The sequence below is a fragment of the Rothia sp. HMSC065C12 genome (genome assembly GCF_001812085.1).
GTDB classification, from domain to species: Bacteria; Actinomycetota; Actinomycetes; order Actinomycetales; family Micrococcaceae; genus Rothia; species Rothia mucilaginosa.
Genome location: NZ_KV807679.1, coordinates 662095 through 680472, shown reverse-complemented (window position 1 = coordinate 680472; position 18378 = coordinate 662095). Strand labels below are relative to the sequence as shown.

Below are 18378 nucleotides of genomic sequence, written 5' to 3'. Positions count from 1 at the left end.
GGGGGGGGGGGGTAGATGCGAATACCTCGCGAAGCTGATGTGCTGCGTGCGCCGCGGGTATAGATTCAATTCTTCGTGATATTCGAATGCGCACGGCTGTAGGAAACCCCTACTGTGGAGAATGTGCTCCGCAGAAAGCCCAGCGCCGTAAAAACCCACAGGAGTATCCCGTGCGGGTAGCTTGGTGGCCCAAATGAGGTCTGAATAATAAAGGTGTGTCACAAAAAGAAAGCTGGGAGGTTCCTGAAAGTGAACACTTGGTGAACACACTTTAGCCTCTTGATGGATATAATCACCCCTCTCCCCCGCACTCTCGCATAAGCCACATAAACCAACTTAAGCATTCCGATAGGTGCACCCTTTTTTCCGCGGAATATCGGGAGATTTTCCCCTGAAATATGGGCTCTATAGTAAAACCCTCACGGAAACCCGCTCAATACTGTGGGTTTATCTGTTATTTCGTGTTAATTCGGAATACTTTAGATTTCGTGAAAACCGACAGATAATTTTCTTGTGACTACAGAACTCATTATTCTCGTGATCGTGGTGCTTACCGCGCTCGCCTTCGACTTTACGAATGGCTTCCACGACACCGGTAACGCGATGGCAACCTCCATTGCCACCGGTGCACTGAAGCCTAAGACCGCCGTGGCGCTGTCTGCGTCCCTGAACCTTGTCGGCGCGTTCCTCTCTGTTGAGGTGGCACGCTCGGTTGGTAGCGGCATCGTGAACCTGGATCGTATCGATGTAACAACGGATGGCCCGGCGCTGATGCTTATCGTCTTTACCGGCCTGGTTGGCGGTATCCTCTGGAATGTTTTGACCTGGCTTCTGGGTCTTCCCTCCTCCTCGTCGCACGCTCTGTTTGGTGGCCTGATTGGTTCGGCTATTGTCGCGATCGGCTTTGACGGCGTGCAGTGGATGGGCGTTCTGTCCAAGATTATTGTTCCCGCGGTCCTCTCCCCCGTCATTGCGGCTATTGTGGCGGCAACCGGCACTTGGCTGGTATACCGTATTGCTGCCCCGGTGGCTGACGACCGTAAGCACGGCGGCTTCCGTAAAGGACAGGTTGCGACCGCATCCCTGATGTCTCTGGCGCACGGTACTAACGATGCGCAGAAGACCATGGGCGTGATCTTCCTGGCTCTGGTTGCCTCGGGCACTCTGAGCAACGATGACGCGATCCCCCTGTGGGTGAAGGCTTCCTGCGCTATCGCTATTGCTCTGGGTACTTACCTGGGTGGCTGGCGCATTATCCGCACCCTCGGTAAGGGTATCGTTGAGGTAGACACCCCGCAGGGTGTTGCTGCTGATGGTGCATCCGCCGCGATTATTCTGACCTCCTCCCACTTCGGTATGGCACTGTCCACCACTCACGTGGCATCCGGTTCGATTCTGGGTAGTGGCCTGGGCCGTAAGGGTGCTGAGGTTCGCTGGTCTGTTGCTGGCCGCATGGTGGTTGCTTGGCTGATTACTCTGCCGGCTGCCGCAATTGTGGGTGCTCTGACCTGGCTGATTGGTCACGGCCTGAACGCTCTGACCGGCACCCAGTTCGTTGGCGAGCTGACCGTGTTCGCGCTGCTGATTATCTTCTGCTTCCTGATGTGGCGTCATTCCCAGAAGGACAACATTGACGCTTCGAACGTGACTGGCGACTGGGATGAAGAGGAAGGCGCTGCAGTCACCAGCGCTGACGCATCCGCAGAGCAGACTCTTGCTACTGAGAAGGCAGGTTCGTAGCCGTGGAATATCTGATGGACATTGTGAACAAGGTTATTCCGGTGCTGATTGCCGGTCTGTTCTTTGGTGCGGGCCTTCCGGCGCTCTATGCGCTGGGTCTGCGTATGCTGGCTGGTCGTACCGAGTACACCGCGGACGGCAAGCTCGTTGAAATTGAGCCTCCGGGAACGGCGGCGAAGATTGCTGCGTTCTGCATTTTTGCTATTATCGTAGCAATCGTAATCATCGGTATTCTCTGGGTCGCTAAGGACTTTATCGACCACACTTTCGGCTGGAATATCTTCGGCGTAACCGGTGGAGGCCACTAATCCCGTGAACACTAAATTGCATATGATGACTGCTTCGAAGGAGGGGCTCGATGCCTGATAAGAGCATGATCTCTCGAGTAATCGACTGGCTGAGCGTCGGGTATCCCAAGGATGTTCCGGTGCAGGACCGCGCGGCAGTGATGGCTATTTTGAAGATGCGTCTGACCGATGAGCAGCTGCAGGAAGTTGTTCGTCAGCTCATGCAGTCTCGCGCTGCCCGTGGTGAGGCGTATGTGAGTGACCAGCGCATTAATGAGTACATTCGCCGCGTGGTGGACCATACTCCGACTCCTCAGGATATTGACCGCGTCGCTAAGATTCTTGGTGCACACGGCTTCCTGATTGCGGAGAACCACGTGAACGAGGATGCGGAGCCCACCGCAGGCGGCACCGAGTACGTTGCGTATGAGGATCCGACGACCGGCGAGATTCGCATTGCGGAGCTTGCTGCTGAGTCGGCTAATATCCCGGCTCCGAATGCTACTTCGGCTGAGGAAGCTTAAATAATCTGCGCTGAGAGTTCAGAGCTCTCATGAAGCTTGTGACCTATGGGGTGGACTGAGTCCACCCCATAGGTTTTCTTTATGCCCTTGCGATGGATGCGCAGCGGGTTGTCGGCATGCGCATAGGTGCGGGCGGTATTCTAGAGGGACTTCACTCCCCTCAAACCGTTGGTGGGCTTTGCGCTCGCCCTGCATCCTGGAGATTCTGTGTCTTCTTCCCCTTCTTTGGAACCCGAGAACTCTCACATTCCCGATACTTCTACCCGGGGAGCCTCTCAGGGCTCTTCTGAGGCAGCATCCGTTGCCGCTGAGGACTCTGTGACTAAGACCCCCTCTACCCGCGTAGATGCCGCTAAAGAGGCTATTGCCGGGCAGGTGCGCCGCCTCGTGGTGCCCCGCCGTTCCCTGCTTCTGACCGGCGGCGTGGTTGCCGCCGCCGGGGTGCTTGCCGCAATGCCGCAGATCGCCGCCACCGGTGTGCTGGGCGAGGATGCTGCGGTGGTGGTTTCAACGGAGAAGCTGTTGGCGCGTCGTGAGCGTCTGGTGCGTGAAAATATCGATACCCGCTACCTGAAGATTGAGTCGCTGGGGCGTATTTATGTGGGTAAGGGGCGTAGTGAACAGGACCTGCGTCTGGTGGGTTCTTTCTCCCTCACGGCGGCGGCACAGGCCGATTTGGCGGCGGCTGCTACGGCTCTGACTAATCTGTCCGTTTACGGTTCTTTGCACCGGCTGAGCGTTACCTATGGCGGTGTGGATTTGGCGAATGACCCGCAGAACGTTGCTAATACGGTGACGGATGCGCCGGTGAGCCCACTGCGAGTCAATGATTCGGCGACTTTGAAAGAAGAGCAGTGGCTGAAGGTACTGACCGCTAACGCAGCGCTGGGAACTAATGCGAGCTACGCTCAGGTGGGGCTGCTTGCGGATGAGCTGCGCCTGAACGCTGTGGTGATTGATGAGAACTATGAATCCCTGATGAAGCGTTTCCGTGCGCTAGCTGAGCTGGATTTGAAGAATGAGCGGGTACAGCAGATTCATCTGAATATTCAGTTGGCTCCGGAGAAGGCGCTGAGCCTGCCCTCGGGTGCGCAGTCGAAGATTTCGGTGAGTGTTGCCGAGTCTTCACGCGTGGCAACGGTTGCTGATGTGCTGTCGAAGGCTGCCACGAAGAAGGAGCTGAACACTTTGGCCTCGTTCTCGCTGGTGTGGAATGCTCGTGAGAAGTACCCCTCGGCGAGCCAGTGGGATGCGTTCAAGCTGGGCTTCAAGGCGCCGGAATCGAAGGAGGAGTCTGCGAAGGAGGCGCAACGCACTGCGGTTCGTAAGTACCTGCAGGAAGTTAGTGGCCCCCTGCAGGCTCTGACGAAGCGTGAGGCAACAGTGCCGGGTGAGGTTATTACCTAAACCCCTCAGTAATGTGATGGGTCTAACTAAAAAAATGTGCCTGGGGATTTGGTGAAGCCACAAAAGGTGTTATAGACTAGTAGAGCACCGCGGGGGCGTGGCGCAATTGGTAGCGCATCTGCTTTGCAAGCAGAGGGTTAGGGGTTCGAGTCCCCTCGCCTCCACTTTCCGGTGATTATAGCAAGAGGGAAACGCCTGGCTCCATTCCGAACCCAGAAGCTAAGACTCTTCGCGCCGATGGTACTGCACTTTTGTGGGTGTGGGAGAGTAGGTCATCGCCGGTTTATTTTTGAACCGAGAACCCCATGTCGAAAGACATGGGGTTCTTTGTATATCCGGGTATGTTAGGGGAAATACCGCAGGGTGCACCCGGGGAGATTCAGTGCTCTATCTTTAGCTCCTCCTCTCGCCCCTGTCCCCCCTAAAAAACAAACACCCCGAAAAAATAAACTAATAGCCGCCCGTCAGAGTAAAACTCTAGCGGGCGGCTATCTCTCACAATGCGCTCCCTCACGCCGCTAGCGGCGCCTCAGAACGTGTAGAGAAGAAAATGCGGGGAATAACGCTTATGCGTTCTTCCAGGGGTCCTCCACGGGGCGAGCTGCGTTGTAGGCTGCGGCGCCTGCAACACCCAGAGCAACCAGCAGACCCAGGAACGCCAGGCCCTTACGGGGGCGCTTGCCGCCGTTACGCTCAATACGAGCCAGTTCCTTCTCAGCGGCGCGAACGGTCTTTGCGGTAGCCTTACGAGCCTTCTTCAGGGCCTTCTTGTTGCCGGTCAGCTTCTCAGCGAACATCTCAGCGGTCTTGCCTTCCAGCGCGGACTCAACAGCAGCCAGAGAAGAGACGATAGCCTGAGCCTTAGCAGCCTTGCGTGCCTTACGCTTCTTGCAGCAGAACATGGGGTGACCTCCATCGGTTGAAATGCGCCAGCGACCAGAAAACGCCGCCGCGCGCGTAGTGTTCACCTCTCAGGATATTCAATTCCCGCCCAAAAAGCCCGCCCAACGGTGCGCCCGGGGCGAAAAAACATGTTAGATGGCGAATGAGCGCCGCCCCGTGCCACAATAGAGCCATGACTAATGCAACTGCTAAGGCAACTATCCACACTAACTACGGTGACATCGTCGTCGAGCTCTTCGGCAACCACGCACCGCTGACTGTTGAGAACTTCATCGGCCTCGCTGACGGCTCCCGTCAGTGGAAGCACCCCCGCACCGGTGAAATCATGAACACCCCCCTGTACAAGGACGTCGTGTTCCACCGCATCATCAAGGACTTCATGATTCAGGGTGGTGACCCCCTGGGCATGGGCGTTGGTGGCCCCGGCTACCAGTTCAAGGACGAGATTCACCCCGAACTCTCCTTCTCCAAGCCCTACCTGCTGGCAATGGCTAACGCAGGCCCCGGCACCAACGGTTCTCAGTTCTTCATCACCACCGTTGAGACCCCTTGGCTGAACGGCCGCCACACCATCTTCGGTGAGGTTACCGACGAGGCATCCAAGAAGGTTGTTGACGCTATTGAGGGCGTTGAGACCGGCTTCCAGGACCGCCCGGTCAAGGACGTTGTCATCTCCTCGATCGACATCGAAAAGCTCTAATAAACCCCATCGGAAGGCTCATACGAGCATTCTGCTGAAGGTGTTGAGAAAACACGTATAGTTCAGGGGCCCGCCAGGATTCTTCCGGTGGGTCCCTGCGCTTATATGCCCGCGCGCGCCATCCCCCGCACACCACCCCGGTTGATCCGGTACACAACCCCTGGAGGTTCAGTGGAGAACTTTCCCAACTACGCAGGCTACGGGCAGACCCCAACCGTCTGCGTCAACCACCCCAACCGCGTTAGCTACGCCCAGTGCAAGCGCTGCAACCGCACCGTCTGCGGCGAATGCCAGGTGGCGCTGGATGTGGGCATGGTCTGCCCCGACTGCTACCGTGACCTCAATGGAGGCGCCTCGAGCCCGAAGCGTTCCTTCATCGCCCGTCACTGGCATATTACGTACACGCTCATTCTGATTAACGTCGTGGTGTACGGTCTGCAACAGATTATTCCATTCCGTTGGGTGCACAACCTCGGCATGATGTCTGGTCCCCGTGTTCACCACGGCGAGTACTACCGCCTCATCACGCACGGGTTTGTGCACTCGCAAACTGATCCGATGCACCTGGTGTGGAACATGATTTACCTCTTCATCTTCGGTGTGTCCCTCGAGCGCATGATGGGGCGGTGGAAGTTCCTCTTCGTATATATGGCGGCTACCGTGGGTGCCGGCTGCAGCGTGTACCTCTTCTCCTACTACCGGGGTGCCGTGGGTGCGTCAGGCGGTGTGTACGGTCTCTACGGCGCGTTCTTCGTCCTTCTGCTTCTTCGGAAGCAGAAGGACACCGCACGCCTCTTTATTCTGCTCATGGGTATTGATGTTGTGCAGAGCCTCTTCCACCCGAATATTTCCCACGCGGGACACTTTGGCGGTCTTGTCAGTGGCGCGCTCGCGACCCTGCTGATTATTCCGTTCGTGAAGAAGCCCGAGTCATCTGAATCTTCGGAGCCGCCGCAACAGGGCCTGCAGCGGCGGTTCAAGGGCCGCTATTGAGCCTGAAACCCGCGGAAATCCGCCTCGGAGTCGGGTTATCCACAGCAGTTTTCCACATTGTGTATAACTACATTCGTGTAATTCCACGAGTGTGAGTACATGTTAAAAACCTGTGGATACAGGCTAGAATGACCGAATTACACAGAGTGAATTACACGGGTGTAAGAGTTTTCCCCAGATTTCTCCACAGATGTGGAAAACCTTAAGTACCAGGATGTGTGTAATTACAAAAAATTTCGGCGCGAAGCGCCGGATAGAACAAAAAGTGCCCGGAAGGATCAACCTTCCGGGCACTTTCACGTATCGAGCCCCTCACGGGGCGAAGAAGCAGCGGGCGCGAACCTAGTTCGCCTGAGCCTCCGCCTCCTCAACCTCCTCGGGGGTGAGCTCCACGCCGGTGTACAGGCGGAACTGCTCAGCAGCCTGCAGAGCAATCACCTCACCGCCGTGAATAACTTCCTTACCCGCCGCGCGAGCCGCACGAACCAGCGGAGTCTCAACGGGCATCGCCACCACGTCAAAGACCACCTGCGCCTCAGCAATAGCCTCCTGAGGGTAGGACAGCTCCTCGCTCTCCTCACCGCCAGCCATGCCAATCGGGGTCACGTTCACCAGAATCGGCGCTCGCAGGTTGCCCACCTCCGGCGCCCAGGCGTACTCGTAACGCTCAGCCAGCGCGCGGCCAGTCTCCTCGTTACGGGCAATAATCATGCCCTGGGAGAAGCCCGCATCAAAGAACGCACCAGCCACAGCCGCAGCCATACCGCCCGAACCGCGCAGCAGGAACGGCAGAGACGGATCCACATTATGCGAACGCAGCAGGGAAGCCACCGCAATCACATCCGTGTTGTACGCCTTCAAGAAGCCGTCAGTGTTCACAATCGTGTTCACCGCACCAATAACCGCAGCCGAGTGGTCCATATCGTCCATCAGCGGGATAACAGCCTGCTTAAACGGCATAGACACCGAGCAGCCACGAATACCCAGAGCACGCACGCCGGCGATAGCACCCTCAATATCGGTAGTGGTCATCGCCTTGTACAGGTAATCCAGACCGTGCTTCTCGTACAGGTAATTGTGGAACTTAATACCGTGATTCGACGGGCGACCAGACAAGGAAATGCAGACCGTCGTATCGCGGTTCAGCGCCGGGCGAGCCATCTTAAGCCTCGCCGCCAGCGTTGAGGGTGTTCTCAATCAGCTTCTTCACCTTGTTGCGGCTCACCAGGTCAGCGACCACAAAGTGGGTGTCGCCGGTATCCACGGTGGGGACGGTCGCGTTGCCGTCGTTGAGGGACTTCACGTGCGCCTCAGCCTGCGGATCCTCCCAAATGTTGACCCAGGTAGCGTGGTCGCCCAGCTCGCCCAGCTTAGAATCCAGAGCCTCGCAGTAGGGGCAGCCGGGGCGCCAATAAATGACGACGCCGCCATCCTTCATGACCTCGCGTGCCTTCTGCTGATCGGACTGCTGACGTTCAAACATAGTTCCTCCATAGACGGGGTGCTCCGCGGTCTTCAGGAGGCACTGAAACCTACCTGAGGGCGCAGCTCAATAAGTTGACATATCAAGCATAGCCTGAGGTTACAGGGGCAGGGGAGAGGTCCTCATAGGGCGAACGCCCGCGCCGCACTCCCATAGCCCGTGCAGCACTCCCGCAGAAGCCTTCACTCTGCGCTCCAGAAGCCTCCGCCCCGCCCCAGACGCCTTCACCCCGTGCATTAACGGCATACGCCCCACACCAAGGTTGCCGGACCAATGATGCGGGGCGTATACAGTTCGCGAGAAAGCGCGAGTACTTGTGCTGAGTAAGAGTAAAAGAAGAGTGAAAACAGGCTACCAGGCGGTAACCGAAGCTGAGCAATATGCCGAGTGAGTCGGTGAATGAAAGAACCCAGGCGGGGCAGAACGCCCCATTATGCGAGAGAGATGTTGAGTGAAAGCCGTTGAGTGAAAGCCTGTAATGCAAACCCAGGGAAAGGCGCCCTACCCCACGAGGAAGCGAGGCAGAGCGCCAATCCAAAGGAGGCTGTCGCCTTACTTGCCGAACTTCTCGGTCAGCTTGGAGACGTTCTCGGTCACGACCTCTTCAACCTTGGCAACGTGCTCGTCGGTGACGACCTCCTTGCCAGCCTTCTCGTTGATGACTTCCTGAGCCTTGTCGAGGCCCTGCTCAACGGTACCCTTGATATCGAAGCCCACGGGGGCCTCCTTTCTGCGCTTTCGCGCTCTAAAGCCTCACTCTTGGTGAGGTACCTGCCCGGGGCGGGCAGAAAACTGGAGTGTGATGCTTTGGTAGACGAAACCTGCAAGCTGGGCTTGTATGTGACGGTCGAACCCAGTGTAGATGCTATCCATATGCCGGACTATGCGCATCGAAACTTTACAGCTCACGGATTGCGTCCGTCGATAAGTGTACATACCCGCGAAGGCAAGAAAAACCACCCTCAGAAAACGTGGCGCCACTTTTGATCAATGACCAAAAAATTATGGCTTATCAGCGCGTTATTACAGGGGATGAGCGGAGGAAAATTGCAGAAACTCGCAGGAAACTTCCAGCTATGAATATCGTTCAAACCCTGAAAAAACGCCCCTATGACACCCCGCCGATTTATGACAGACCTCAGCTGGCAAACCTCAGCGCCCAACCCTACAACACCGGAATATCCGTAGGATCAGCGCCCGCAGCCCAATCATGAGACGCCGCAAAACCAGCAACCATCGGCAAAAAACGAGGCGCCGCATAGCCGCGCACAGCATACGCAGTCGCCACCGCATCCGCGGCAGCTTCCAGCTGAGAGGTCGGAATCAACGCCATCACCGCGCCACCGAAACCTCCACCCACAATACGGGCACCCAACGCGCCCCGATCCAGGCACACCTGCACCGCATCATCAATCTCCGGGCGAGAAACACGTAACTCATCACGCATCGACACAAACGACTCCGTGAAAATGCGGCCAGCCTCCTCAAATGCCGCGAAACCAAGCTCATCAGCGTGCTGAAGCAAATAGCTCGCACGACCCACCAGAGTCATATCGTGGAACGCATGACGCACCCAACCACGCGGGAACGAACACGGACGACCCGCGTCCTCCAGCGCATCCAGGGCACGATTCACCGAAGAATCCACCAAATCCGCACGCCACGCCTTCGCAGCACGCGCATCCATACCCGCACACGACAAATCCTCCGGTAGGGCATCACGCAAAAAACGCAGACCCAAAGCATCAGCGCACGCCTCAGACGCCGCACGACGAGCCGCAAAACCGCCATCCGTCAGCTCATGCGGAGTGTTCGTATCAATCACCAAAAAACTCAGGCCATGCTGAGCAATATCCACCGCAACCGGCTCAATCGAAAAATCACGGAAATCAACCACCAGAGCCTGCTCCGGATACGAACGCAATGACGCCGTCTGATCCAGGCCACCCGTATGCGCGCCAGCCATCTTATTCTCAGCCGTAATACACACCTGAGCCAGACGCGCACGCAACGCATCACTATCAGCCGGGGTAGCATCCGCTTCCGGGCACTCATCACGCACCGGACACGAGAGCTCCAACAACGCCAACGCCGTCGAACACTCCAAAGCAGCCGAAGACGACAAACCGCCACCCACCGGAACACGAGAATTAATCAGCAGATCAGCACCAAACTCATCGGGCAGCATAATATCCCTGCCGCCCTCCTGATTCATCGCCCACGCAACACCCGCCACATAGGTGAACCAGCCCTTCAAATGACCCGGCTGAATATCGCGAATTACAACCGTGCGCTCATCGCCGGGCATCTGCAAAGAAGCCGCGCGCAACACACCATCACGACGCAACGCACCCGCCACATAGGTGCGGTACGGCAACGGCATCGGCAGACACGAGCCACCCAAAAAATCAATGTACTCGCCCAAAAGATTCAGGCGCCCAGGCGCAGACCACACACCATCCGGCTCATAACCATACGCAGTAATAAACTCCTCACGCACACGCGCAATCTCCGCGCTATGGTCCGGAAGAGCCGCCCACTGGGCGGTAGCGGTCATCGACATGGAACACCTCTGATAAAGCCCAACAGGGCACTAAAACATAAACGACATCCTTCGCGCACCCGATACGCTCCGGGTACAAGCACGTGTCACCTCTAGACTAAAGCAGAAAACCAGCGAACATCGACTCAGCCGCCAAACCGCGCCGGTATCAGAGCACGGCAGAGCAACCATCACCAACGTACGCATAAGCCCCGCACCCCCACAAGGGGGCACGGGGCACCATACACAACTAATAAACCAAAAGAGGAACAGGCGACTTACGCATCCTGCGTATAAGGCTCCTGCACCACCATCATCGAATCAATCGCAGAAAGCAGATCCTGGCGGTAACGGTTAAACGCATTCTCAATCAGAGGAACATCGCCACTCGCCACAGCCTCTTGAGGCGAAATCAGCGGCAGAGTCTGATACTCCTCCACCAGGCTCAACGCAATATGAGTCAACAAACGAGCACGACGTAGCGCCTCCGCATGACCCAAACCAAGAGCCTGGAACTCATGAGCCATAGCCACCACAGGCTTCAACTCACGCGGGTGCAGAGTCAAACTCAAACGCACCACCTCAGGGCACTCACGAATCGGGTAGAGCAGGGAGAACAGAAGATCACCGCGGCGAATCATCGAAGCGCGAATAGCCTCCGGATTCGGCTCAGCCTCCTCAGACATCGACTTCGGGGCACGAGCCAGAATGTAATCCGCCAACAGAATGAGAAGCTGCTGCTTATTCTTCACGTGGTAGTACAGAGCGCCGGGAGCCACGTGAAGCTCCTGAGCGAGTCGGCGCATGGAAAGGTCCGCCAAACCGTAGGTCGCCAAGACCTCGTAGGCGGTATCTAGAATCTTTTCACGGGAAAGTACCACCCTTTCATTTTAGGGTGTTCAACTCTATATCTTGAGCAAGATGCACCCCGCGGCAAACAAAAACCCAACAAATACGCGGCACAAACCCAAAAAGCAATGTTGATTCTCACTCACCCGGAGCGAACGGTTCGCGTTTCATGAGCGCTTTTGCCACCAAAAACGCTTCAGCACACACAGAATAGGTAGCCGCCCACGCTCTCGGCATAAAATCACGTCTTAAACCGCCCAAAACCGCCAAGACAGGTAAACCTCGCGGGCGAACGCCCCAAAATCAGGTGTTTAATATTCGGTATGAGCAATGCATTTTCTGAACTAATCGAGCGCGCCACCGCAGGCGAAGGCCTCAACCGCGAAGAAATCCACACCCTCCTCGTGGACGGTGACGGACAGGACTTCACCCTTATCGAGGCAGCCTCCGTCGTGCGCCGCAACGAATTCCGCAACATGATTGCGATCCACACCGAAGATGAAGCACTCGCCGACGCCCTCGGCACCCGCTCCATCGCCGTAGATTCCTACGACGTGCTGGACATCTCCCGCGACATCGACTCCGAAGAGCTCGCGGCAACCATCGAACGTATTGCTGAATCCTCCGCCATCGGCGTGACCGTACTGCTGCCCGAAAATGCAGTACCCATGATGCTGATGCGCGTGCTGTCCATCCTGCGCCTGGCGGCACCTGCCAAGGTCATTCACCTGCCCGAAGGCTACGAGCAGTCCCTGCGCTCGCTGACCTCCCTCGCAATGCACGTGGTCAGCGCCATCACCATTACCGACGACATTGAGCAGTGGCCCATGGTCAACGAGGTGCTCAAGGCTCTGCGCCACGGCGGCATCGTCATTTCCGGTACCGCTGGACGTGACGCCCTCGCAGGCTACCTGCGCTACCTCTCCGACCTCGGCGTGGACCTCATGGGTCACCGCGACGCACGCGGCTCCGCCTGCGGCTCGGTCGACGGTGGCGGCTGTGGCTGCGGTTCGGGTGGCTGCGGTAGCCACGAGGAGCCGGCACCTTCCGCCGGTGGTTGTGGCTGTGGCTCGGGTGGATGCGGTTCCTCCGCTGAAGCTCCGGCTGAGGCTCACGGTCACTCCCACGGTGGTGGCGGTTGCTGCGGCGGCCACGACGAACCAAAGGAAGAAAAGGGTGGCTGCTGTGGTGGCCACGACGAGCCTGAACCGGTCGTGGAGGAAGCTCCCGCTGGCGGTTGTGGCTGCGGTGCTGGTGGATGCGGCTCTAAGTAATCTGCTAGAGGTAGCTACCCCAATCGATATATTCCAAATATAGAATTTTCCCCTGAATAACCTGCTGAAAAGCAGAGATATTCAGGGGAAAACTCTATATTCCGTAAAGAGCATTAGGCTTAGAGGTAAACAACACCACAATAAACGCTGCAGAACCCCCATATCCGAAAAGCGGAATGAGCCCCTCCGGTAGAGTAGAAAGACGTAGCCGACTAACCCTAGCCGCGCGAAAGGAACAACACCGGACCAATGCTTTACCTCTCCGTTATTGTCATCATCCTGATTGCGACCGTGTTTATGGTCAGCGTCGGTGATCGACTCAACCTCCCCTGGCCGGTCATGATGACCCTGCTCGGCACCGCCGCGCTCTTCATCCCCAACCGACCGGATCTTACTATCGACAGCGACATCATCCTGCCGATCTTCCTTCCGCCGCTACTGTGGGCCATCGGCGTTAAATTCTCCTGGGGCACCCTGCGCCGCCGCTGGAGATCCGTACTGCTCTACTCGGTCCTTCTCACCACCGTCTCCGCCCTGGCAATTGCCAGCGCAGCCATGTGGTGGGTCCCCGGTATGACCATCGCCGTCGCCCTTGCCGTCGGTGCCGCCGTCTCCCCGCCCGACCCCGTCGCCGTGGAAGCAGTCGCTGAGCCCGTCGGCATCCCCCGCCGCCTCATCGGTACTCTGCAGACCGAAGGTAGCTTCAACGACGCTATCGCAATCGTTCTCTTCCACGCCGCAATCCACTCCATGACCAGCGGCCACCACATCGAGCCGCTCTCGGTCGCCAAGGACTTCGTGCTCGGCTCGATCCTCGCGGTCATTATTGGTTATATCTTCGGCTGGCTTGGCGGCTACGTTCGCCAGCGTGCCCACGACGTGGTCACCAGCAACGCCGTGACCCTCATGATCCCCTTCGGCGCCTACCTCGCTGCTGAAAGCGTGCACGCCTCCGGCGTTATTGCCGTGGTCATCGGCGCTATCCAGTTCACCAGCACCAAATACATGGCGGCACTCGAAGCGGAAGAACGCCTCTCCTCCACCTCCTTCTGGCAGATTATTGAGCTGCTCATGACCGGTGTCGCTTTCGGCCTCATCGGCCTGCAGGCAAGTAGTATCATCGCCACCGCCGACCCCTCCCGTATCGCAAGCCTCTTCGCTGACGGTGCCCTGGTCGCACTGGTCGCCATCCTGGTGCGCCTCATCTGGTTCACCATCGTCTGGCTGGCAGGACGCAAGAACCCCATCCACGAGGGTGCACCCGAAAGCTTTGCTGAAGTTATCGTTATGACCTGGTCCGGCATGCGAGGCCTCGTGACCCTGATTCTTGCCCTGTCCATCCCCGTGGTCAACGGCACCGAACAGGTACGCCAGGACGCCATCGTCATGATGCTCTCCGTACTCTTCTTCACCCTCGTGCTGCCCGGCCTGACCCTGCCCCTGCTCGTGAAGGTCCTTGGCGTGCAGGCTAACCATGAAGAAGAAACCGCCGTACCCGAGCTGCTCAAGATTGCGCAGGTCGCAGCCCTCGAGGCGCTGCAGGCTGAAGCGAAGGCAACCACCGACCCGGAAACCTACGCTCGCGTGAAGGAAATGTGCTCCGCCATTACCCGCCGAGACGAAATCAGCGAGGCACTGCCCGAAGAATACAAGCAGCACATGGAGAAGCTTAAGGACAAGAGGAACGACTTCGTGCGCCTGCGCGATGCCGCCCTCGTCGCCGCGCAGAACGAGGTTATTTCTGCTCAGGACCGCTACGACTCCCACGACGTGACCCGCGTGGTGCGTAAGCTGGACATCCTGGCGCAGGCAGAAAGCATCCGCTCCTCCGGCATGTTCATTCTTCCTGCCATGACCGCCGGCGCGGTCGCCATGGAACGCTACAACCTCTGGAAGAAGCACCAGGGCACCCTGAGCACCCGCGCAATCCCCGTGGTGGAGAACGCGCCCGCCTCGCCCCTGGTCACTAACGAGGTAACCCCCAAGTCCTAGCCGGTACGCCCGTGCGCGAACACTACGTTTCTGCCCCTGCCTACGCCACCGAGTAAAGCCCGCTGGTCTTTAGCTCACAGGCGATAGACAGGGGCAGAAGCAGATTAAGCCTCAACTATCACCTAAAATGAGAACCGAACGTTAGCTCTCTCAAACTCACGAACACATTGAAAGTAGACATGGATTTCAAGACTCTTTCGCCTGCGTACCTGACCTCCCTCGGCGTGATTTTTTGCGGCGCGCTCTTGATCGGAACCTCCAGCCCCTGGCTCCTGTGGCTCGGCTGGATTCTTCTGATTCTTGCGCTGGGTCTGAACGTCCTTGCCTTCGTGCTGTCCGTGGGTAAGGCGAAGGGTAACCCGACCCCCGCACTGGTGACCAACCTGGACGGTTTCGAATCCTCCGTGGAGAACCGTATCCGCGAGCGCGCAGAGCACCGCCGCGAAGAACGAGAAGCCGCTGAGCATAAGGCAGTTGAGCACGATGCTGCGGCGCAGGCTAACCATGAAGTAGCTCCCGCTGAAGCCGTTGAGGCCGTTGAGGCGACCGAGCCTGCTGAAACTGCAGAGGTCCGCGAGGAAGAGCCCACCGAGTCTCAGCCGATTGTTGATCGTGCCCCCGGCCGTATGAGCGTTCTGCCCTCGCGTCCCCGTTCGGGTCGTACCCCCAAGCCCCGCTCCAACGCACGCTAGGTAGGTCGGTAGTGAATACGAAGTTTTTGCTTTCCCCGGCGTACCTGGTTTCTGTTGCCCTGATGCTTTCCGGCGCGGTGCTTTCCGGTGGTCGGTTCATGCTGATCGGCTGGATTCTGTGCATTGTGGGTGTCTGCCTGAACGCCATGACCCTGGTGGTGCTGACGAATCGCGAGCAGCTGTACACCATGGAGGCGAAGGCTGCCCGAGGCACCCGCCGCGGCTTTGATGACCGCCCCGCTGTGGTGCAGCGATTGGACGAGGCTCCGGCTACTGACAGCGCAGACGAAGGATCTGCGGAGTCCGTCGAGGAAGCCGCAGAAGAGCCCGTTGAAGCACCCGCGCAGAAGACCAACTAGGGTGTAACCCCCTAAGACGTAAAGACCGTAACCGCCCCCGCATGGGGGAGTGGTTACGGTCTTTTGTACTGTGCCTAAAGGTTGTAGTGCGCCTAAACATTCAGCTCAATCAACGCTCGTCGAATACTTTTTGGGAGGGGCGAGCGAGCGCAGCGGGGTCTTTAGCGCTGAGCACCCAGCTTCTGCGCCGCGAAATCCGCGTACTCCTGCACATGCGCGCGAGCCTGCTTGGTCAGCGCCTTATTCTCATCCAGGATACGCGCCGACTGCGCCGCCATCAGCTTCAGGTACTGGCGGTCGCGGGTCTTCTTCCATGCGGTGCGTGCCGCCTCCAGCTCGGCGAAATCGTTGAGAGCCTGACGCTGCATCGTGTACCGCACCCACATGAGCACCAGAATCAGCACCAGCGGAATGAGGCACGCCCAGCTCTGCCACAGCCCGTACAGTGCCGCCGCAATGGCACCCAAAACAATCAGCACCGGGGAAATGGAAACGATAGGGGAGTCCGGGCGGTTCTTCTGATTCTTCACGAGTGATTCACGCGCCATAGCGCGGAAGGTGTCAGAGAAGCTGGACGGGTCGTAGGACTGGGCAGAATCGGCCTGCGGGCTCTTCTGAGACTGATCCTTGCCGGGCCGATTCTTGCCGGGCTGGTTCTTTGGGGGTTGAGCGGGGCACATAGAAACCTCACGGGGATACACGGGGAGTAACGGGAAAGCGGGTGTTTCACGTGAAACGGGGGAGCGGATGTGACGGGGAGGGGGAGCTGCGCAAGAGAAAGCGGCTAGACGGGTTCAGCGCTCGCCTAGCCACCGCCTTCGAATCAGCTACAGGGAAGCCTCAATGAACTCGTACGCCTTATCCACACAATCGGTGGTGACGGCCTTGACCTCATCGGGGGAGTAGCTGAAAGACGCCGAACGGTCGGCGTAGCGGTGCATGTCGATATCGTTCCACGAGTCGCCAATCGTGTGCACCTCATAGGAGGTGCCCGGATGCTCCGACTGCAGGTACTCCACCAGATGCTGCAGACCGGTGCCCTTTGTGCAGGCGGGCGGCACAATATCCAGGAAATCCTGGTTCTTGTGGCAGTCCACCGAATCACCAAAACGCTCCAGAATCCAGGTGTACGCCGCCTCGCGAACCTGAGCATCCGGAATCCACAGGGGCACACCCACGTACTCGTGGTTCTGCAGGTCGTCAGCCGGCAGGGGAGTGAACTCCGGCAGGATATTCGTCGAGGAGCCCACCCGGTCGCAGAGGCTGTAATCGTTATCCAGAGTCGTCGCGAACAGAGCCACGCCGTCCACGGTGCTGAAATGCTCGTAGCACGCTTGCACAACACTCACCGGAAGAGGCTGATGGTAAATCACCCGGTACTGCCGGTCAGTAATCACCGCACCCGTGTACAGCACGTGGTAATCAAAACGGATGGCGGTCGGGTTCAACGCCAGTTGCGTGGCAAAAATGCTCTTGCCCGTGCACGAGACCGCCAGGTTACCCTCCGCCTGCCAGCGGGCAATCGCCTGCTCAGTGGCAGGCTCCACGGCACGGTTAAACAGGATCGTGCCGTCAAGATCGAAAGCCATCAATTTGGTCATAGAAACTCCTTCGCGGGAGGGCTGCATTGCCGCGAATTGTGCGCCGCAACCCATAAAAAACGGGGGTGCCGCCGGTACTTTTAAGTGTACCGACCGCACCCCCACCACTTGAGATATAGCCCCTGAATCTCACGCCTTCACTGAAGGGTGAAAGGGCTCATTCCTCATATTTTTAGAGAGCCAGGAATCCCAGGTAGGAACCGAGGATGCCCACGCCAAAGAGGGCGAAAATCAACCAGATGGCGTTAATCTTCTTCTTCAGAAGCCACATGCACAGGAAGCACAGACCCAGCGAGGCCAGGCCCGGCAGCAGATCGTTCAGCACGGACTGGACGGTCACATTTACCGTCTCGCCCGCCTGGTTTGTGTAGCTAGTCAGTGGCAACGGAATGTTCACGCTCGTCCAGCGGTACACCAGAGCACCCATCACGAACAGACCCATCACGGACGCACCCTGAGTGATCTTCTGCAGGGTGTTGCCGCCCGCCTCGGTCACAATCTGGGTGCCCTTCTCGTAGCCGTACTTGAAGCCGTACCAGCGGGTTGCCCAACGAATTGCGGTCATGCCGAAGAAGAACAGCAGCGGGCCCAGAATATTGCCGGTCACCGCCAGGGATGCGCCCAGAGCCGCCAGCACGATACGTGCGGTACCCCAGAAAATCGGGTCGCCCACGCCGGCCAGTGGGCCCATCAGGCCCACCTTAACGTTGGTGATGGCGGCTTCGTCAATGTCCTTACCGGCTGCCTTCTCACGCTCCATCGCAGCGGTCACGCCCATAATCGAGGATGCAACCCACGGCTGGGTGTTGAAGAACTCCAGGTGGCGGGTCAGCGCCTCCGCCTGGTCTTCTTTCTTGGTGTAGAAGCGCTTAATCGCCGGAATCATAGAAACCGCGAAACCGATGGACTGCATACGCTCAAAGTTGAACGAACCAAGCAGGAAGGTGGAGCGGATGTAGGTGTCGACCTTATCGCGCTGGGTGAGCTCGGGAACTTCAACGAGCTCGACGTTCTTGTTTTCAGTCATGGTGA

19 protein-coding genes, 1 tRNA gene and 1 rRNA gene are annotated in these 18378 nt (G+C 58.0%); 12 read left to right on the top strand and 9 right to left on the bottom strand.

Annotated features, from left to right (window positions below; genetic code table 11):
* The first annotated feature begins 513 nt into the window (after positions 1 to 513).
* The 6 genes from HMPREF2836_RS08860 to rrf all read left to right on the top strand — a co-directional run bounded on the left by HMPREF2836_RS08860 (position 514) and on the right by rrf (position 4242).
* Positions 514 to 1740: an inorganic phosphate transporter gene (locus tag HMPREF2836_RS08860; RefSeq protein ID WP_070630112.1), complete on the top strand. Its 1227-nt coding sequence runs from the start codon at positions 514 to 516 to the stop codon at positions 1738 to 1740.
* A gap of 14 nt (positions 1741 to 1754) precedes the next feature.
* On the top strand, positions 1755 to 2048 hold the full coding sequence (locus HMPREF2836_RS08855) for a hypothetical protein (protein WP_044149971.1): 294 nt from the start codon (positions 1755 to 1757) through the stop codon (positions 2046 to 2048).
* 50 nt (positions 2049 to 2098) lie between these two features.
* Positions 2099 to 2551: a DUF3349 domain-containing protein gene (locus tag HMPREF2836_RS08850; RefSeq protein ID WP_049345093.1), complete on the top strand. Its 453-nt coding sequence runs from the start codon at positions 2099 to 2101 to the stop codon at positions 2549 to 2551.
* A 207-nt stretch (positions 2552 to 2758) separates the two neighbouring features.
* The gene (locus HMPREF2836_RS08845) at positions 2759 to 3958 is read left to right on the top strand and encodes an acetamidase (protein ID WP_239662310.1); all 1200 of its coding nucleotides are present in this window, start codon (positions 2759 to 2761) and stop codon (positions 3956 to 3958) included.
* A 91-nt stretch (positions 3959 to 4049) separates the two neighbouring features.
* Positions 4050 to 4122: transfer RNA gene (locus HMPREF2836_RS08840), tRNA-Ala, on the top strand.
* A 3-nt stretch (positions 4123 to 4125) separates the two neighbouring features.
* A 5S ribosomal RNA gene (gene rrf / locus HMPREF2836_RS08835) occupies positions 4126 to 4242 on the top strand.
* Between the two features lie 282 nt (positions 4243 to 4524).
* Here rrf and HMPREF2836_RS08830 read toward each other — a convergent pair.
* Complete coding sequence (locus HMPREF2836_RS08830) at positions 4525 to 4860, bottom strand: hypothetical protein (RefSeq protein WP_005504118.1); 336 nt, start codon at positions 4858 to 4860, stop codon at positions 4525 to 4527.
* A 173-nt stretch (positions 4861 to 5033) separates the two neighbouring features.
* On the opposite strand from HMPREF2836_RS08830, the gene HMPREF2836_RS08825 reads away from it, so the two are divergent.
* Together HMPREF2836_RS08825 and HMPREF2836_RS08820 are read left to right on the top strand one after the other, a co-directional pair.
* Positions 5034 to 5561 carry a peptidylprolyl isomerase gene (locus tag HMPREF2836_RS08825; protein ID WP_005508008.1) on the top strand — a complete coding sequence of 176 codons (528 nt, stop codon included), beginning with the start codon at positions 5034 to 5036 and terminating at the stop codon, positions 5559 to 5561.
* A 171-nt stretch (positions 5562 to 5732) separates the two neighbouring features.
* On the top strand, positions 5733 to 6554 hold the full coding sequence (locus tag HMPREF2836_RS08820; RefSeq protein ID WP_070630111.1) for a rhomboid family intramembrane serine protease: 822 nt from the start codon (positions 5733 to 5735) through the stop codon (positions 6552 to 6554).
* 342 nt (positions 6555 to 6896) lie between these two features.
* Here the strand turns inward: HMPREF2836_RS08820 and HMPREF2836_RS08815 are convergent, their stop codons facing one another.
* The 5 genes from HMPREF2836_RS08815 to HMPREF2836_RS08795 form a co-directional block, all read right to left on the bottom strand.
* A complete protein-coding gene (locus tag HMPREF2836_RS08815) occupies positions 6897 to 7715 on the bottom strand; it encodes a shikimate 5-dehydrogenase (RefSeq protein WP_005504124.1) in 819 nt (272 codons plus the stop codon).
* A gap of 1 nt (position 7716) precedes the next feature.
* Positions 7717 to 8037 carry a glutaredoxin domain-containing protein gene (locus HMPREF2836_RS08810; protein ID WP_005508005.1) on the bottom strand — a complete coding sequence of 107 codons (321 nt, stop codon included), beginning with the start codon at positions 8035 to 8037 and terminating at the stop codon, positions 7717 to 7719.
* 552 nt (positions 8038 to 8589) lie between these two features.
* Positions 8590 to 8754 (bottom strand): hypothetical protein, encoded by a 165-nt coding sequence (locus tag HMPREF2836_RS08805; protein ID WP_005504128.1) that lies wholly within the window; start codon positions 8752 to 8754, stop codon positions 8590 to 8592.
* Between the two features lie 448 nt (positions 8755 to 9202).
* Positions 9203 to 10600 (bottom strand): galactokinase, encoded by a 1398-nt coding sequence (locus HMPREF2836_RS08800; protein ID WP_049350256.1) that lies wholly within the window; start codon positions 10598 to 10600, stop codon positions 9203 to 9205.
* 257 nt (positions 10601 to 10857) lie between these two features.
* The gene (locus HMPREF2836_RS08795) at positions 10858 to 11460 is read right to left on the bottom strand and encodes a TetR/AcrR family transcriptional regulator (protein ID WP_049350255.1); all 603 of its coding nucleotides are present in this window, start codon (positions 11458 to 11460) and stop codon (positions 10858 to 10860) included.
* Between the two features lie 291 nt (positions 11461 to 11751).
* On the opposite strand from HMPREF2836_RS08795, the gene HMPREF2836_RS08790 reads away from it, so the two are divergent.
* The 4 genes from HMPREF2836_RS08790 (at position 11752) to HMPREF2836_RS08775 (ending at position 15745) form a co-directional block, all read left to right on the top strand.
* Positions 11752 to 12702: a biotin synthase gene (locus tag HMPREF2836_RS08790; RefSeq protein ID WP_070605291.1), complete on the top strand. Its 951-nt coding sequence runs from the start codon at positions 11752 to 11754 to the stop codon at positions 12700 to 12702.
* Between the two features lie 249 nt (positions 12703 to 12951).
* Entirely contained in the window at positions 12952 to 14694 is a 1743-nt protein-coding gene (locus tag HMPREF2836_RS08785) for a cation:proton antiporter (RefSeq protein WP_070630110.1), read from the top strand.
* Between the two features lie 179 nt (positions 14695 to 14873).
* Positions 14874 to 15386: a hypothetical protein gene (locus HMPREF2836_RS08780; protein WP_070630109.1), complete on the top strand. Its 513-nt coding sequence runs from the start codon at positions 14874 to 14876 to the stop codon at positions 15384 to 15386.
* Positions 15387 to 15397: 11 nt separating this feature from the next.
* Complete coding sequence (locus HMPREF2836_RS08775) at positions 15398 to 15745, top strand: hypothetical protein (RefSeq protein ID WP_005507997.1); 348 nt, start codon at positions 15398 to 15400, stop codon at positions 15743 to 15745.
* A gap of 161 nt (positions 15746 to 15906) precedes the next feature.
* On the opposite strand, the gene HMPREF2836_RS08770 is transcribed toward HMPREF2836_RS08775, so the two are convergent.
* The 3 genes from HMPREF2836_RS08770 to HMPREF2836_RS08760 form a co-directional block, all read right to left on the bottom strand.
* Positions 15907 to 16425, bottom strand: coding sequence for a hypothetical protein (locus HMPREF2836_RS08770; RefSeq protein WP_210394341.1), 519 nt, complete (start codon positions 16423 to 16425; stop codon positions 15907 to 15909).
* A gap of 147 nt (positions 16426 to 16572) precedes the next feature.
* Complete coding sequence (locus HMPREF2836_RS08765; RefSeq protein WP_049340065.1) at positions 16573 to 17346, bottom strand: HAD-IIB family hydrolase; 774 nt, start codon at positions 17344 to 17346, stop codon at positions 16573 to 16575.
* Positions 17347 to 17518: 172 nt separating this feature from the next.
* Positions 17519 to 18373 carry a PTS system mannose/fructose/sorbose family transporter subunit IID gene (locus HMPREF2836_RS08760; RefSeq protein ID WP_012902656.1) on the bottom strand — a complete coding sequence of 285 codons (855 nt, stop codon included), beginning with the start codon at positions 18371 to 18373 and terminating at the stop codon, positions 17519 to 17521.
* Positions 18374 to 18378 lie beyond the last annotated feature (5 nt).

Bases quoted from the DNA above. Each gene is read 5' to 3' on its own strand.
- HMPREF2836_RS08815 (WP_005504124.1), bottom strand. From the start codon at position 7,715: ATGGCTCGCCCGGCGCTGAACCGCGATACGACGGTCTGCATTTCCTTG.
- HMPREF2836_RS08790 (WP_070605291.1), top strand. From the start codon at position 11,752: ATGAGCAATGCATTTTCTGAACTAATCGAGCGCGCCACCGCAGGCGAA.
- HMPREF2836_RS08780 (WP_070630109.1), top strand. From the start codon at position 14,874: ATGGATTTCAAGACTCTTTCGCCTGCGTACCTGACCTCCCTCGGCGTG.
- HMPREF2836_RS08830 (WP_005504118.1), bottom strand. From the start codon at position 4,860: ATGTTCTGCTGCAAGAAGCGTAAGGCACGCAAGGCTGCTAAGGCTCAG.
- HMPREF2836_RS08825 (WP_005508008.1), top strand. From the start codon at position 5,034: ATGACTAATGCAACTGCTAAGGCAACTATCCACACTAACTACGGTGAC.
- HMPREF2836_RS08770 (WP_210394341.1), bottom strand. From the start codon at position 16,425: ATGTGCCCCGCTCAACCCCCAAAGAACCAGCCCGGCAAGAATCGGCCC.
- HMPREF2836_RS08785 (WP_070630110.1), top strand. From the start codon at position 12,952: ATGCTTTACCTCTCCGTTATTGTCATCATCCTGATTGCGACCGTGTTT.
- HMPREF2836_RS08760 (WP_012902656.1), bottom strand. From the start codon at position 18,373: ATGACTGAAAACAAGAACGTCGAGCTCGTTGAAGTTCCCGAGCTCACC.
- HMPREF2836_RS08800 (WP_049350256.1), bottom strand. From the start codon at position 10,600: ATGTCGATGACCGCTACCGCCCAGTGGGCGGCTCTTCCGGACCATAGC.
- HMPREF2836_RS08810 (WP_005508005.1), bottom strand. From the start codon at position 8,037: ATGTTTGAACGTCAGCAGTCCGATCAGCAGAAGGCACGCGAGGTCATG.
- HMPREF2836_RS08855 (WP_044149971.1), top strand. From the start codon at position 1,755: ATGGACATTGTGAACAAGGTTATTCCGGTGCTGATTGCCGGTCTGTTC.
- HMPREF2836_RS08850 (WP_049345093.1), top strand. From the start codon at position 2,099: ATGCCTGATAAGAGCATGATCTCTCGAGTAATCGACTGGCTGAGCGTC.
- HMPREF2836_RS08765 (WP_049340065.1), bottom strand. From the start codon at position 17,346: ATGACCAAATTGATGGCTTTCGATCTTGACGGCACGATCCTGTTTAAC.